This window comes from Alsobacter ponti, assembly GCF_024294805.1.
Classification (GTDB): Bacteria; Pseudomonadota; Alphaproteobacteria; order Rhizobiales; family Beijerinckiaceae; genus Alsobacter; species Alsobacter ponti.
In genome coordinates, this window is record NZ_JANCLU010000020.1 from 69,283 (window position 1) to 84,824 (window position 15,542).

Genomic DNA, 15,542 nt, shown 5'->3' on the forward strand with positions numbered 1-15,542 from the left:
GGGTAGCGCTGGCGCATCTTGCGCGCGCTATGCCCGCGCCTCCTTCCGCGCCGTCGGACGAATGGTCGGAGGAGCTTCCGTCCCGCTCAGTCAATCGGACACCCATGCCTTTTCCCGCGACCCATGCCAGCGTCGAGCGCGCGCTCGCCGAACGCGGCTATGCCGAACCCACGCCCGTGCAGGCGGCCGTGCTCGCCCCCGAGGCGCGGGACCGGGACCTGCTGGTCTCCGCCCAGACCGGATCGGGCAAGACCATCGCGTTCGGTCTCGCGCTCGTGTCGACGCTGCTCGGAGAGGCCGAACGCTTTCCCCGCGCGGAGGAGCCGCTGGCGCTGGTGATCGCGCCGACGCGCGAGCTGGCCTTGCAGGTGCAGCGCGAGCTCGCCTGGCTTTACGCGCCGGCGCAGGCCCGCATCGTGTCATGCGTCGGGGGCATGGACGTGCGGCGCGAGGCGCGGGCGCTGGCGGAGGGCTGCCACGTGGTGGTGGGCACGCCGGGGCGGCTGCGCGACCATCTCGAGCGCGGCCGGCTCGATCCGTCGCGCCTGCGCGCCGTGGTCCTCGACGAAGCCGACGAGATGCTCGACCTCGGCTTTCGCGAGGACCTCGAATTCATCCTCGACTCGGCGCCGGCCGAGCGTCGGACGTTGCTGTTCTCGGCCACCATCGCGCGCGGCATCGCCGCGCTGGCGCAGCGCATTCAGCGCGACGCGCTGCGCATCGACACCGTCGACAGGAGCCAGCCGCACGCCGACATCGACTATAAGGTCGTGCAGGTCGCGCCGAGCGACGTCGAGCACGCCGTCGTCAACGTGCTGCGCTACTTCGATTCCCCCGGCGCGCTGGTGTTTTGCCATACGCGCGAGGCGGTGCGGAAACTCTACGGCAGCCTGGTCGAGCGCGGCTTCGTGGCGGTGGCGCTGTCGGGCGAGATGGGCCAGAACGAGCGCAACCATGCTCTCCAGGCCCTGCGCGACGGGCGCGCCCGCGTCTGCGTGGCGACCGACGTGGCGGCGCGCGGCATCGACCTGCCGGGCCTCGACCTGGTGATCCACGCCGAGCTGCCTCGGGGCCGGGACGCGCTGCTGCATCGCAGCGGCCGCACCGGCCGCGCCGGGCGCAAGGGCGTTTGCGTGCTGATCGCCCCGTTCAACCTGCGCCGCCGGACGGAGATGCTGCTGCGGCAGGCCGGGCTCGAGGCCGAGTGGCTGGGGCCGCCCTCGGCCGAGGACGTGCGCAAGCGCGACCGGGACCGCCTGATGCAGGACCCCATCTTCTCCGAGGAGAATACTGAGGAGGATACGGAGACGGCGCGCCTCCTGATGGAGCGGCGTTCGCCCGAGGAGATCGCCGCTGCCTTCGTGAGGGCCATACGCTCCCGCCTGCCGGAGCCGGAGGACGTCTATAGCTCCGCTCCCCAGCGCGACCGGGACGCGCGGGAGACCCGCCGCCCCGCCCGCGAGCGAGACGACGCGGGCGCCGGCGCCGCTTACGATCCGCTGAAGGCGGAGCGTCACGCCGGCGGGCCGATGGTGTGGTTCCGCATGAGCATCGGCCGGCGCAAGAACGCCGATCCGCGCTGGCTGCTGCCGGTGATCTGCCGGCGCGGACACGTCACGAAGAAGGACATTGGCGCGATCCGCATCTTCGACAACGAGACCAGGTTCGAGATCGCCGAGGCGGCGGCCGAGAGGTTCGCCGAGGCGGCGCTGGGCAGGGGCGGCAAGGGCGAGGACATCCGGTTCGAGCGCAGCGAGCCGCCGGGCGCGCCGGGCGACCGGCAGGGCGCTCCGCGTCGGGCGCGCCCGACGTCCCATCCGCGTGAAGATGCGTCGGGCGGCGACGGAGGCAGGGACGCCGGGACAGGCCACATCCCGCGTCCCCGCCGCGCCGCGCCGTCCGAGCCGGACGCAAGCCGGGACGCGCCGCAGGGCAAGCCGGCCTTCAAGCCCAGGCGCGCCCACGGCCCCGCCACCGCAGACGGCGAGCCGCGCCCCGAGACCGCGAAGCCAGGCCCGGGCTTCAAGAAGGGCGCCAAGGAGCGGCCGACCGGCCCCAAGCGCGCCCATAAGACCAAACCTCGCCGGGGCTGAGGGACCCGAGCCCGCCGATGCTGCCCGTCGTCAGGCGAGGGCGCCGTGCGTGTGGCTCGTGTCGGACAGGGTTTCGATAACCCGGCAGTCGGCGACGCGACCGGTGGCGCACGTCTCCACCATGCGCTGGAGCTCGCCCTTGAGCGCCAGCAGCTTGGCGATGCGCTCGTCCACCTCGGCGAGCCGGGCGCGGGCGATCGTGTCGGCGGCGGCGCAGGACTGGTCCGGGTGATCCTGCAGCGACAGCAGCGTGCGGATGGCCTCCACCTCGAAGCCAAGCTCGCGCGCATGCCGGATGAAGGCGAGGCGGCGCAGGTCGGCGTCGTCGTAGACGCGGCGGTTGCCCTCGGTGCGCGGCGGCGCGGGCAGAAGCCCGATCTCCTCGTAGTAGCGGATGGTCGGCGGCTTCACGCCGCTGCGGCGGGCGACCTCGCCGATGGGGAACGATTGTCCGGACATCACGCTTGCTCCTCTAGTCACTGGAGGATGTAGGACGGTTCGACAGAAATTCCCAGGGACGTGCGATGACCGACACCCTTCAGACCCGCTACCGCGTGACCGGCATGGATTGCGCCGCCTGCGCGGCCAAGATCGAGACGGCCGTCCGCCGCATGCCGGGGGTCTCCGATGTCGCGGTCTCCGCGACGGCGGGCTCGATGACCGTGCGGCACGGGCCGGACGCCGACCTCGCGGCCCTGGAGAAGAAGGTCGCGGGCCTCGGCTACGGAGCCAAGCGGGCGGCCGCCGCCCCGGAGCCGGGCCACATTCACGGCCATGACCACGACCATGCTCATGGCCACGACCACGAACATCACGACCATGACCATGGCGGCCATGCGGGCGATCGCGCCGAGGCCCACGACCACGGTCATGCACATGGCCCGGAGATCGCCGGGCTGCACGGCCACGACCACGAGCTGTCTGAAGGTCCGTGGTGGAAGTCGCCCAAGGGCCTGCTGACCATCGCCAGCGGGCTCGGCCTCGTCGCCGCCTACGTCGTCGGCAAGCTCGTCCCCGGCGTGGAGCGCTGGGCCTACGAGGCGGCGATGCTGATCGGCCTCGTGCCGATCGCCAGGCGCGCGGTGATGGCGGCGCTCGCCGGCATCCCGTTCACCATCGAGATGTTGATGACCATCGCCGCCGTCGGCGCCGTGCTGATCGGCGCGGGTGAGGAGGGCGCTACGGTCGTGTTCCTGTTCCTCGTCGGCGAGCTGCTGGAAGGCGTCGCCGCCGGCAAGGCGCGTGACAGCATCCGGGCGCTCACCAAACTGGTCCCGCGCACCGCGCTGGTCGAGACAGAGGGGACGACACGGGAGGTTCCCGCCGAGTCGCTGGCCGTGGGGGCGGTGGTGCTGGTGCGCCCCGGCGAGCGCGTGCCGGCCGACGGGGTCATTCTCTCGGGCGAGAGCGCCATCGACGAGTCGCCCGTCTCCGGAGAGAGCGTGCCCGTGCGCAAGGGCCCCGAGGACACCGTCTTCGCCGGCACGGTGAACGGCGACGCCGCCCTGCGCATCCGCGTCACGGCGGCGGCGGCCGACAACACCATCGCCCGCGTTGTGAAGCTGGTCGAGGAGGCGCAGGAGAGCAAGGCCCCGACGGAGCGGTTCATCGACCGGTTCTCGCGCTACTACACGCCCGGCGTGGTCGTCGCCGCTGCGCTGGTCGCCGTCGTCCCGCCGCTGGCGTTCGGCGGCGCGTGGTCGGAGTGGATCTACAAGGGTCTGGCCATCCTGCTGATCGGCTGCCCTTGCGCGCTCGTCATCTCCACGCCGGCCGCCATCGCGGCGAGCCTGTCCAACGGCGCGCGGCGCGGCCTGCTGCTGAAGGGCGGGGCGGTGCTGGAGAACATCGGACGTGTGACGGCCGTCGCCCTCGACAAGACGGGCACGCTCACCGCCGGCAAGCCCCAGGTCACCGACGTGATCGGCCCCGACCCGCGCGAGGTGCTGCGCGTCGCCGCCGCCCTGGAGACCGGGTCGAGCCATCCGCTGGCCGTCGCCATCCTCGCCCGCGCGGCGGCGGACGGCGTGGAGCCCGCGCGGGTGAGGGAGGCGAAGGCCCTCGGCGGCAAGGGCGTGACCGGCGTGGTGGACGGCGTCGAGGCCTTCCTCGGCTCGCCCAAGGAGGCCGCCGCGCGCGCCACGCTCGACGCCGACATGCAGGCGCGTATCGACGCGCTCAACCATGAGGGCAAGACCGTGTCGGTGCTCGTCGTCGGGGGTGTGCTCGCCGGGGCGCTCGCCATGCGCGACGAGCCGCGCCCCGACGCCAAGGCGGGCCTCGCGGCGCTGAAGAACGCGGGGCTGCGCACCGTCATGCTCACCGGCGACAACCGGCGCGCGGCGGAAGCCGTGGGGCGCGAACTCGGCATCGAGGTCCGGGCCGAGCTGCTGCCGCAGGACAAGCAGCGCATCGTCGGCGAGCTGCAGGGCGACGGGCATCGCGTCGCCAAGGTCGGCGACGGCATTAACGACGCCCCGGCGCTCGCGGCGGCCCATGTCGGCATCGCAATGGGCGGCGGCACGGACGTCGCGCTGGAGACGGCCGACGCCGCGGTGCTGCACGGCCGCGTCATGGACATCGCCGAGATGATCGCGCTGTCCAGGCGCACCATGGCCAATATCCGCCAGAACATCGCCATCGCGCTCGGCCTCAAGGCGGTGTTCCTGGTCACCACCATCGTCGGCATCACCGGGCTCTGGCCGGCCATCCTCGCCGACACCGGCGCGACGGTGCTGGTGACCGCCAACGCAATGCGCCTGCTCCGCGCGCCACGTTGAAATCTGATGGTTTTCTGGTGCCGGATGAGGGGATCGAACCCCCGACCTTCGGTTTACAAAACCGCTGCACTACCGCTGTGCTAATCCGGCCCGGCGCCGGTCGTACCAGCAGGCACGCCGGCGTTCAACCCATCCCTTGAGCGCAGCCGGGCGGGACCCGGGCGGGAGTGGGGCGCGCGCAACGCCGCCCTGCCTAAATGAAAAAGGCCCCGCGCGGGGCGGGGCCTTCGGGGACGTGGAGGGGAGGCAGAAGCCTCCCCGCCGGGATCGTCAGTCGTGCGCGTAGATGTCGCGGTCCTTCGTCTCCGGCACGAAGATCAGACCGATGACGACCGTCGCCAGGGCGATGACCACCGGGTACCAGAGGCCGAAATAGATGTCGCCGGTCGACGCCACCATGGCGAAGGTGATCGGGGGCAGAAAGCCGCCGAACCAGCCGTTGCCGATGTGGTAGGGCAGGGACATCGCGGTGTAGCGGATGCGGGTCGGGAAGAACTCGACCAGCGCCGCCGCGATTGGCCCGTAGACCGCCGTCACGTAGATCACGAAGATCGTCAGGATGGCGATCACGCCCCAGGACTGGGCGGTGTTGGGGATGACCGAGGTGAGCTTCACCACGGAGGCCGCGCCGGCCTTCGGGTATCCCACTTCGGCAGCGGCGGCGGCGAACGCCGTCATGTTGGCCGGGATGGCCGCGGCGACGGGAACGTCCTTGCCGTTGAACGTCACCTTGGCCGGCGTGCCGGCCGGGGCGGAGACGAGCTCGTACTTCACCGCCGAGCGGGCGAGCGCCACGCGGGCGACGTCGCAGGGCTCGGTGAAGGTGCGGATGCCGACCGGGTCGAACACCGAACCGCAGGTGGCCGGGTCGGCGATCACCTGCACCTTCGCGCTGTTCAGCGCCGCGTCCAGCTCGGGGCTGGCGACGCGGGTGAGCATGTTGAACAGCGGGAAGTAGGTCAGCGCCGCGACAAGGCAGCCCGCCAGGATCACGGTCTTGCGGCCGATCCGGTCAGAAAGCGAGCCGAACACGATGAACCCGCCCGTGCCGATGATCAGCGACCACGCGATGAGCACGTTGGAGGTGAACAGGTCCACCTTCAGGATGCTCTGCAGGAAGAACAGGGCGTAGAACTGGCCCGTGTACCAGACCACCGCCTGGCCGGCGACCATGCCCAGCAGGGCGATGATCACGACCTTGAGGTTCTTCCACTGGCCGAACGCCTCGGAGAGCGGCGCCTTCGAGCCCTTGCCCTCCTCCTTCATCTTCCGGAACGCCGGGCTCTCCTCCATCTGCAAGCGAATCCAGACGGAAACCGCCAGCAGCACGACCGAGACCAGGAACGGAATGCGCCAGCCATAAGCCGCGAAGTCCGCCTCGCCGAGCGCCATGCGCAGCGCGAGAATGATGACGAGCGACAGGAGCAGGCCGAGCGTCGCCGTCGTCTGGATCCACGAGGTGTAGAAACCGCGGCGGTTGCGCGGGGCGTGCTCGGCCACGTAGACCGCCGCGCCGCCATACTCGCCGCCGAGCGCCAGGCCCTGCAGCATGCGCAGCACGATCAGGATCACCGGCGCGACCCAGCCGATCGTCGCGTAGCTCGGCAGCAGGCCGACGCCGAAGGTCGACAGGCCCATGATCAGGATGGTGATCAGGAAGGTGTACTTGCGGCCGACGAGGTCGCCGAGCCGGCCGAACACCAGCGCGCCGAAGGGGCGAACGAGGAAGCCCGCCGCGAAGGCGAGAAGAGCGAAGACGTTGCGCGTCGTGGCGTCGAACGCCGAGAAGAACTGGGCGCCGATCATCACGGCCAGCGCGCCGTACAGGTAGAAGTCGTACCACTCGAAGACGGTGCCGAGCGAAGACGCGAGAATGACGCGCTTCTCCTCGCGCGTCATCGGGCGGGCCCGTTCGACGCTTGCGTTTGCGGTTGCCATGGACATGTCTGTGTCTCTCCTAGGACACCGCGTCGGGCGCGGCGTCGATTTCCCCTCGTTGCACGCCCGCTTTGGTGCGCGGGCTGTGCGGTTCCCCTCCACGGTCCGACTCGAGCCGGGCCGCTCTTCGCAGGGGGAACGGGACAGCCGCCGCCGAATCCGCTCCCCAAGTCTATGCGCTTGATTATGCCCGCCTTCCCGGCCCGGACGAAGGGCCGCGGGCTTAACACTTCGTTCAATGCCGGCCGGCGCGGAGGCGGCCGTCAGGCGCCCAGCGCGTCGATGACGGGGGCCTGGCGCTGGCGCGAAATGCGGACGTTGCGCCGCTTCAGGTCGCGGAGGGCCAGGTACATCATTCCGGTCATCAGCGCGTCGTTGAAGGCGTCGTGCTCCTCCAGCCGGGGCAGGCCGAGGTCGTCCATGATGGCGGCGAAGCGCAAGTCGATCTGGGTACCGGGCGGCGCGTCGCCGTATTTGCGCTCGTGATAGAGCGCCGAAACCTCGATCAGCCGGTTGGGCAGCTCGATGCCGATCAACTGGACGATGTACTTGTCGAGCATGGCGACGTCGAAGTCGATGTAGTACCCAACCAGCGGCCGGCCCCCGACGAAGCGGAGGAAATCCGGCAGGATGCGGAAGATCAGCTCGCCGCCCTCCACGTCGGCGTGGCGCAGCCGGTGCACCTTGATCGCCTCAGCGCTCATGCGCGCGTCGGGGCGGGCGACCGCCTCGAAGCGTTCGCTCGTCAGGATGCGGTCGCCGCGGATCTTGATGGCGGCGATGGTGATGATGTCGTCGGTCTTGACGTCGAGGCCGGTGGTCTCGGTGTCGAGCACCACCACCTCGTCGTCCGGCCCGGGCTTGAACAGGAACCGGTAGCTCTGGTCCCCGATGCTGGCCTGGTGGAACAGGCGTTTGACGGCGCGCCACATGGCCGGACCTCAGAACATGGCCAGGTTGAAGTGCCGCCGCACGATGTCGCGGAACTGCTTGGCGATGAGGAAGGCGTCGCGCAGCAGGTCGCGCTCCATGCTGGAGAGCGTGGCGGGGCGCACCAGCGAGCCGGAGCGCCCGCCGGATTCGGCGAGCTGCGCGTCCAGCCGCAGCCCGGAGAGGAAGCGGAAGGCCTGCGTCACCTCGCGGGCGAAGTCGGGCTTCAGCACGCGCTCCTCGGCCAGGCGCTGCAGCCGCTCGGCCGTGCCGGTCTCCAGGAAGCCCTTCTCCAGCGCCAGGGCGCGGACGCCGTGCAGGATGGGGAAGATGCCGCCCTTCTTGAGGTCCAGCGCGTCGCCCTTGCCCTCGGAGGTGATCAGGTTGTTGAACAGGCCGATGGGCGGGGCGAAGGCGTCGATGGCCTTGGCGAAGTGGGCGAGATAGGCGCGCTCGCCGCGCACCAGCTCGATCAGGGACGCCTTGGCGCGCTCCAGCAGGGCGGGGTCGCCGGCCACCGCCACCGCGTCGTAGAAGATGGCGACGTTCATGTGCGCCGTTTCGTCCGGCAGGGCGATCCAGCGGCGGAAGTCGGCGAGATAGTCGTCGAGCGGCTTCGACCACAGCGGGTTCGAGACCATGACGCCGCCGGGGCAGGGCGGGAAGCCGAAGCGTTCGAGCGCGCCGTTGAAGTCGCGCCGGTAGGCGTCGAGCGCCGTCGGGTCCACAGGCCCGTCGAGGATCAGGCCGTTGTCCTGGTCGGTGCGCAGGGTCTGCTCGCCGCGGCCCTCGCTGCCCATCACGATCAGGCAGGCGTGGTCGCGCAGCGCCGGCGGACAGACCATGCCGTGCAGGCGCTCCAGCAGGCGGCGGTTGAGGTCGGACACCAGCTCGCACAGCGCCTCGATCTTCGCCCCCTGGCGGCGCAGCAGGCGCACCTGGCCCTCGATGTCGCCGGCGGCGTCGGCAAGGTCCTGCTGGGTCTGGGCGCGGTCGATGCGCCCGGCGACGAGCTGGGTGCTGCCGCCGATGAAGCCGAGCAGGTCGATGTCCTCCAGGATGCCGACATAGGCGTCGCCGTCGCGCACCACGATGCGCCGCTTGCTGTGGCGGGTCATCAGCAGCAGCGCCGAGAAGACGAAATCGTCGGGCGCGAGCGTCACGACGTCATAGTGCGCCAGCTCGCCGACCGGGGTTTCCAGCGGCAGGCGGCGCAGCACCACCGCCTTGGAGAGGTTCATGCCGGTGATGATGCCGGTGCGCTCGCCGTTGCGCACCAGCAGCGCGTTGGAGCCGATCTCGCGCATGCGGTGGCCGGCCGTCTCGATGGTGTCGGCAGCGTCGATGAAGCTCGCCGGCTGCAGGCGCACGTCGGAGACGCGGGCGCGCATCAGGCTGCCGACGCGCTGCTCATCCTCGTCGTGGGCGAGGGCGTCGAGCTTGCGGGAAATCTCGAGGTAGAAGAACGAGGCGAAGCGCGGATTGGTCTGGATCAGCCGCAGCACGGCGTCGCGGGGAACCAGGTAGACCAGCGTCTCCTCGCGCGTCACGAAGGCGTGGCCGCTGCGCCCATGCACCAGGGCGCGGCTGTCGAAGGAGTCCTTGGGGCCCAGCAGGGCCACCAGCTCGTCGCCGTCGCGCTCCTCCACCGTTCCCTTGATGATGACGAAGAGGTGCTCGGCGGCGGCCTCCTGCGCGATGACGACTTCGCCGGGCGGGAAATAGGCGACGTCGAGCGTGTCGCGCAGCGCCTCGATCTCCTGTGTCTCCAGGCGGTCGAAGGGCGGGTTGGTGGCGTCGAAGGATTTCGGCATGGCTCACCGTGACGCAAACGGCCGGGCCGCGCGAGCGCGGACCGGCCTGCCGAGGAGAGGAGACGGCCCGCCTGGGGCGGGCCGCCGCGACTTCAGTGCGAGCTGGCGCTCGCCGCGCCGATGCCGGTCTGCGACCGCACGAACTGCGGGTCGAAGGCCTTTCGCTCGGCGAGGGCGCGCGGGCTGCGGTCGAGCACCGAGAACAGCCAGATGCCGATGAAGGCGATGGGCATCGAGAACAGCGCCGGGTTGTCGTAGGGGAACGGGGCCGAGCCCTTGGCGAAGCCGAACGTCGCTTCCCACACCGACGGCGACAGCACGACCATCGCCACGGCGGCGATGAGGCCGGCAAAGCCGCCCACCTGGGCGCCGCGCGTCGTCAGTCCGCGCCAGAAGATCGACATCACCAGCACCGGGAAGTTGCACGAGGCGGCGATGGCGAAGGCGAGGCCGACCATGAAGGCGACGTTCTGGTTCTCGAAGACGATGCCGAGGATCACCGCCAGCACGCCGAGCACGGTCGAGGCGATCTTGGAGACGCGGATCTCGTCCTGCTCGTTGGCTTTGCCCTTCTTGATCACCGAGGCGTAGATGTCATGGCTGATGGCCGAGGCGCCGGCGAGCGCCAGGCCGGACACGACCGCCAGGATGGTGGCGAAGGCGACCGCCGAGATGAAGCCCAGGAAGAGGTTGCCGCCCACCGCGTTGGCGAGGTGGATGGCCGCCATGTTGGAGCCGCCCTTGATCGCCGCGATCGGGCCCTTGGCCAGCAGCGCGGGATCGAGGAAGTCAGGATTCGTGGAGACCAGCGTGATCGCCCCGAAGCCGATGATGAAGGTGAGGATGTAGAAGTAGCCGATCAGGCCCGTGGCGTAGAACACGGACTTGCGGGCCGCCTTGGCGTCCGACACCGTGAAGAAACGCATCAGGATGTGCGGCAGTCCGGCGGTGCCGAACATCAGCGCCAGCCCCAGCGAGATCGCCGACAGCGGGTTCGACACCAGCGAGCCGGGCTCCATGATGGCGATCTTCTTGGGATGCACGTCGACGGCGGTCTGGAACAGCTTCTCGGTGCTGAAGCCGAAGTGATAGAGCACCGCGAAGGCCATGAAGGACGCGCCGGCGAGCAGCAGGCAGGCCTTGATGATCTGCACCCAGGTCGTCGCCACCATGCCGCCGAAGGTGACGTAGATCACCATCAGCGCGCCGACGATGACCACCGCCATCCAGTAGTCCAGCCCGAACAGGATCTGGATCAGCTTGCCGGCGCCGACCATCTGGGCGATCAGGTAGAAGATCACCGTCACCATCGAGCCGCAGGCGGCCAGGATGCGGATCTCCGTCTGCGACAGCCGGAACGAGGCGACGTCGGCGAAGGTGAACTTGCCGAGGTTGCGCAGCTGCTCGGCGATCAGGAACGTGACGATCGGCCAGCCGACCAGCCAGCCCACCGAGTAGATCAGCCCGTCATAGCCCGAGGTGTAGACGAGGCCGGAGATGCCGAGGAACGAGGCCGCCGACATGTAGTCGCCGGCGATGGCGAGGCCGTTCTGGCCGGCGGTGATGCCGCCGCCGGCGGAGTAGAACTGCGCCGCCGACTTGGTGCGGCGCGCCGCCCAGTAGGTGATGCCCAGCGTCATGCCGACGAAGGCGACGAACATGGAGATGGCGGACCAGTTGGTCGCCTGCTTCGTGCCGCCCTCGACCGCGCCGGCGGCCCAGGCCGCGAGCGGGGAGGCGGCGAACATAGCGGCGGCGGCGAGGCCGGCGACGCCGTAGCGCCCGAGGCGCGAGGTGTGGTTGACGCGGCTCATCACTTCGCCTCCTCAACGATCTTGCGGGTCAGGGTGTCGAACTCGGAGTTGGCGCGGCGCACGTAGACGCCGGTCAGCACGAAGGCCGACACGATGACGGCGAGGCCGATCGGAATGCCGATCGTCGTCACCCCCGCGCCGATCGGCTGCCCCAGGAACTTCGGCGCGTAGGCGATCAGGACGATGAATCCGAAATAGATGACGAGCATCGCGGCCGAGAGGGTCCAGCCCAGCTTGGAGCGTTTCGCCACCAGGTCCCTGTAGGCCTGGGTTCCTTCGATGGTGTGATAGTCAGCCGCCATGGCGCCCACCCTTTTTCGCAGCGCCCTCGCGGCGCGGTCCAGGCAAGCCTCTCCCGTGCCGGCAAACGGGTCCGAACCCGGCCGGCGGTCGCGTTTGCGATGGGAAGAGACCCTGCCTCCGGCTCCCTCATAGACGATGCCGCCGCCCGCGTTCAGCCGTGCTTTCGTCTTGCGACTAATGGGCGGGGAGGGCGAGCCAACTCCCCTCGCGCCGAGGGCGACGCCCTTAACCACGATCGCCGATCGCCCCACGGGGGGACTCCCGGGAACCGTTAAAAATCAGTAAACATTGTCCCGCGGCATCACTGGTGTGGAAGGAACCTCCCATGAGGCGTCTTGCGGGATTCGTCCCGGCCGCGATTTGCGCCGTCGTCCCTCTGCTGGCTTCCGTGTCGGCCGTCGCCGTGGCCGGCGACCGCCTGCCCGGCCTGCCGCCGGGGGTCGTGCTGCCGCCGGGCGTGCATCTTCCCGGTCACTTCCCGGGCATGCGATTCGCGGCCGGCAACACGCCGGTGCCGGTGTGGGTGCGGCCGAACCGCCCCGAGGTCGTGGTGGTGCGCGTCGAGCCGCCGCCGCCCCCGCCGCCCGGTCCGATCACCGCCGCCGACCTGCCGGCCGTTCCGGGCTACCGCCCGGCCGAGCCCGGCGCGCCGACGCTGTACGTGGTGGACTCCCGCGGCGTGACGGCCAGGCCGGGCGGGGCGCGCATCGTCTCGATGGGCGAGCCGCAGCCGCTGACCTCGGCCGGCGGGTTCTCCGTCGACAGCCCCACGGCGCCGCGCATCATCCAGCTGCAGGCGGAGTAGGCGGCTTCACGCCTTCGGCGCGAGCGCCCGGTCGAGCGCGTAGAGCGCCACGGCGGCGGCGTTCGAGACGTTGAGGCTCTTGATCGCGCCCGGCACGTCGAGCCGCGCGAGCGCGTCGCAGCGTTCGCGCGTCAGGCGGCGCAGCCCCTTGCCCTCCGCCCCCAGCACCAGCGCCACCGGCCGGGTGGCGACGGCCTTGTCGAGCGGGGTCGGCCCCTCCGAATCGAGCCCGACTCGCCAGAAGCCGCGCTCGCCCAGCACCGTCAGCGCCTGCGCCAAATTCGGCACTGTCACCAGCGGCACGTGCTCCAGCCCGCCCGAGGCGGTCTTGGCCAGCACGCCAGTGGCTTCCGGGCTGTGGCGCTCGGTGATGACGAGGCCGCTGACCCCGAAGGCGGCGGCGCTGCGCAGGATCGCCCCGACATTGTGTGGGTCCGTCACCTGGTCGAGCACCAGCACGATCCCGTCGGCCGGCAGGTCGTGGATATCGAGCGCCGGCAGGTTGTCGACCTCGGCCACGAGGCCCTGGTGGACCACGTCCTCTCCGACCAGGCGGGCGATGTCGTCGCCGCGCACCATGGTGACCGGGGCGCGCGTGCCGGACGGCCGGTCCGCCAGCCGCGCGGCCGCGTTCTCGGTGGCATAGACCCGATGAACCACCCGGCGCGGATTGGCCAGCGCCTCGATCACGCTGTGGAAGCCGTAGAGCAGGGGGCGTCCGCCGCCGGGGCGGGCCGCGCCGCGCTCGGGACGGTCCTGCCGCGACTCGTGGCGACCCTCCGGGGCGCGCTCGCGCCGCTGCGCGGCGCCGCGCGCCGGCTCGCGCTCGTCCTGGCCCCGGGCTGGCCGGGCGTCGCCGCGCGGCTTGCCGCCGCCGCGCTCGTCGCGGCCGGACCGATTCGCGTCCTCGGGGCGCCAGCCGCCGGTGCGTCCCGCGTCGCGGGATCGGTGATCGTGTCTGTCGCCGCCGGGCTTCCTGGCCATGTCGGGTCCGCCGTTTCGCGTGGGTTCGCCGGGGTGTCGCACGCGGCGGGGCGCGGGGCAATCAGCGCGCCGGGCGCGGCCTCCGCTTTTCGTGTTGACACGAGCGCCCCCCCTCCCCATAAGACGCCCCGCGGACGCGCCGCCCGGCGCGCTTCGCATCCGCGTCCAGTGCAGCCCCGGCTCACGGAACGGGCGTGGGGGAATGTCCCGAGCGGCAAAGGGGGCGGACTGTAAATCCGCTGGCTAAGCCTTCGTAGGTTCGAGTCCTACTTCCCCCACCATTTTTCTTCTTTCGACAGAGCGTCGCCTTGCGTGGCTCCGTCCGGCGGTCCCCAAATCCGGCGGACGCCAGTCCGCCCGTCTCCTGAACCCAAAGGGCGGACCCCGTCCGCCCGTCCCCAAGCCCCGTAGGGCGGACTTCGTCCGTCTGTCCCCAAGTCCCAAAGGGCGGACGCCAGTCCGCCCGTTCCCGGAATGCCGGAGCCTTGGCGGAGGCATATCCGGGAGCCAGCGCATGGATGTTGCCGCGAAGCGGCGCTTGACAGGCCTTTTCGATGAGGACGCGCTGACGCGCGACATTGTTACGCTAGGCCCCGGATGCGGTTCCGCTTTCGCTGCACCGCTCCGGGGACGGGCGGGCCGTTGGCCCGCATTGCTGTCCCACGCGCCCAAAGGGCGGACGCCAGTCCGCCCGTTCCATGCGGAATGTTCCCGCCATCCTTCCGGATGCGGGGCTTGGCTTTGTTCTGCGATGCCCGGAAGGGCGGCGCGGAACGGCGGGGGCCTCGTCCCGCCGGCGGATGCCGGAGGTGAGGGTGTAATACCGACGAGAGTTGACCCCCGCCGTTCCGCGCGCGGTGTTTGAGGCTTGCTCCGCTTGGTCCCAGGGGGCATGACACTCACCCTGTTTGGTCCCGCAAGCCGGCTGGCCCTTGCCTCCCGATCGACCCTCGCCCGCATATCGCGGGACGAAGTCCTGGGAGCTGAGGAACCACCCAGCCCGGGTTACTGTCCCGCTGTTGGCGGCGACGAACCTGAGCGGCTTGGGCCGCCGGCGCTCGGGAGTGCGTGACGCTCCCTCGAACCGGCCACCGCCCCCCACCCGCATCGGCCACGCTGCAGACGCCCCTTCCTCGGGTGAGGACGAGAGCCATATAGGCATAAATTCCTGCGAATGTCAAGCGTAGACTGGGGCGCGAGTCGATTTGCAGCGCGGGCCTCCGGCCCGCCCGTCCCCGGGTCGGTGCAGCGACAGCGGAACCGAGCCCGGGGCCCAGCGCAACATGTCGCGCGTAGCGCGTCCTTATGGCCTTTTCCATTGAGCGCCGCTTCGCGGCAGCATTCCTACGCTGGCTCCCGGATACCCCTCCGCTACGCTCCGGGGTTCCGGGAACGGGCGGACTGGCGTCCGTGCCTGGCGTTCCGCCATCCGGGCTCGGTCGCGCGAGGGTTGCCCTGGCGCGGTGCGTCACCCCTCTGGGCGCTTGCCAAGCGCGGCCGGGCGCGGCATATCAGGCGGCGCGGGCGGGTGTAGCTCAATGGTAGAGCAGCAGCCTTCCAAGCTGAATACGAGGGTTCGATTCCCTTCACCCGCTCCATTCTCCTCACGACGTGACTTTGGCCTGCGCGGCGTGTCCCCGCGTGACTGTCCAGCTGCGTCGATTTGCTATGGGTGACCTTGCCGTGACCGCCGTGGGGATGACGCCGGCCGGCCGCCGGGCGCATCGCGTCTCCTGACTCTTGCGCCTTCCCGCGAAACCGCCTATTTCGGCCCGCGTTTCCAACCCCCTTTGCCGGCGACGTCCGGCTGTCGAGGACTGAGACACGGCCATGGCCAAGGAAAAATTTTCGCGGACGAAGCCGCATTGCAACATCGGCACGATCGGTCACGTCGACCACGGCAAGACGTCGCTGACGGCGGCGATCACGAAGGTTCTGGCGGAGACGGGCGGGGCGACGTTCACGGCGTACGACCAGATCGACAAGGCTCCGGAGGAGAAGGCTCGCGGGATCACGATCTCGACGGCGCATGTCGAGTACGAGACGCAGAACCGCCACTACGCGCACGTGGATTGCCCCGG

Annotated in this window: 11 protein-coding genes and 3 tRNA genes; 6 read left to right on the top strand and 8 right to left on the bottom strand. The window is 70.4% G+C overall.

The window, feature by feature from the left end; translation table 11 throughout:
- Nucleotides 1-104: 104 nt before the first annotated feature.
- Entirely contained in the window at nucleotides 105-2,093 is a 1,989-nt protein-coding gene (locus NK718_RS17840; RefSeq protein WP_254745058.1) for a DEAD/DEAH box helicase, read from the top strand.
- A gap of 30 nt (nucleotides 2,094-2,123) precedes the next feature.
- Here the strand turns inward: NK718_RS17840 and NK718_RS17845 are convergent, their stop codons facing one another.
- Complete coding sequence (locus NK718_RS17845) at nucleotides 2,124-2,552, bottom strand: MerR family transcriptional regulator (protein WP_254745060.1); 429 nt, start codon at nucleotides 2,550-2,552, stop codon at nucleotides 2,124-2,126.
- A 65-nt stretch (nucleotides 2,553-2,617) separates the two neighbouring features.
- On the opposite strand from NK718_RS17845, the gene NK718_RS17850 reads away from it, so the two are divergent.
- Nucleotides 2,618-4,873, top strand: a complete 2,256-nt coding sequence (locus NK718_RS17850) for a heavy metal translocating P-type ATPase (RefSeq protein WP_254745062.1) — start codon at nucleotides 2,618-2,620, stop codon at nucleotides 4,871-4,873.
- Between the two features lie 15 nt (nucleotides 4,874-4,888).
- On the opposite strand, the gene NK718_RS17855 is transcribed toward NK718_RS17850, so the two are convergent.
- The 6 genes from NK718_RS17855 to NK718_RS17880 form a co-directional block, all read right to left on the bottom strand.
- Nucleotides 4,889-4,963: transfer RNA gene (locus tag NK718_RS17855), tRNA-Thr, on the bottom strand.
- A gap of 180 nt (nucleotides 4,964-5,143) precedes the next feature.
- The gene (locus NK718_RS17860; protein ID WP_371877320.1) at nucleotides 5,144-6,811 is read right to left on the bottom strand and encodes an MFS transporter; all 1,668 of its coding nucleotides are present in this window, start codon (nucleotides 6,809-6,811) and stop codon (nucleotides 5,144-5,146) included.
- Nucleotides 6,812-7,074: 263 nt separating this feature from the next.
- Nucleotides 7,075-7,743 (bottom strand): 3'-5' exonuclease, encoded by a 669-nt coding sequence (locus NK718_RS17865; protein ID WP_254745066.1) that lies wholly within the window; start codon nucleotides 7,741-7,743, stop codon nucleotides 7,075-7,077.
- A gap of 9 nt (nucleotides 7,744-7,752) precedes the next feature.
- Nucleotides 7,753-9,555, bottom strand: coding sequence for a putative nucleotidyltransferase substrate binding domain-containing protein (locus NK718_RS17870; protein WP_254745068.1), 1,803 nt, complete (start codon nucleotides 9,553-9,555; stop codon nucleotides 7,753-7,755).
- Between the two features lie 92 nt (nucleotides 9,556-9,647).
- The gene (locus NK718_RS17875; RefSeq protein WP_254745084.1) at nucleotides 9,648-11,303 is read right to left on the bottom strand and encodes a cation acetate symporter; all 1,656 of its coding nucleotides are present in this window, start codon (nucleotides 11,301-11,303) and stop codon (nucleotides 9,648-9,650) included.
- A gap of 65 nt (nucleotides 11,304-11,368) precedes the next feature.
- Nucleotides 11,369-11,671, bottom strand: coding sequence for a DUF485 domain-containing protein (locus tag NK718_RS17880; protein ID WP_254745070.1), 303 nt, complete (start codon nucleotides 11,669-11,671; stop codon nucleotides 11,369-11,371).
- A gap of 326 nt (nucleotides 11,672-11,997) precedes the next feature.
- Here NK718_RS17880 and NK718_RS17885 point away from each other — a divergent pair, with 326 nt between their 5' ends.
- Nucleotides 11,998-12,477: a hypothetical protein gene (locus tag NK718_RS17885; RefSeq protein ID WP_254745072.1), complete on the top strand. Its 480-nt coding sequence runs from the start codon at nucleotides 11,998-12,000 to the stop codon at nucleotides 12,475-12,477.
- Between the two features lie 6 nt (nucleotides 12,478-12,483).
- Here NK718_RS17885 and rlmB read toward each other — a convergent pair whose 3' ends face one another.
- Complete coding sequence (rlmB, locus tag NK718_RS17890; protein WP_254745074.1) at nucleotides 12,484-13,461, bottom strand: 23S rRNA (guanosine(2251)-2'-O)-methyltransferase RlmB; 978 nt, start codon at nucleotides 13,459-13,461, stop codon at nucleotides 12,484-12,486.
- A 196-nt stretch (nucleotides 13,462-13,657) separates the two neighbouring features.
- On the opposite strand from rlmB, the gene NK718_RS17895 reads away from it, so the two are divergent.
- The 3 genes from NK718_RS17895 to NK718_RS17905 form a co-directional block, all read left to right on the top strand.
- A tRNA-Tyr gene (locus NK718_RS17895) sits at nucleotides 13,658-13,742 on the top strand.
- A gap of 1,243 nt (nucleotides 13,743-14,985) precedes the next feature.
- A tRNA-Gly gene (locus NK718_RS17900) sits at nucleotides 14,986-15,059 on the top strand.
- 232 nt (nucleotides 15,060-15,291) lie between these two features.
- Nucleotides 15,292-15,542, top strand: a 251-nt coding sequence (locus NK718_RS17905) for a GTP-binding protein (RefSeq protein ID WP_254745076.1), incomplete at its 3' end; no start/stop codon positions are given.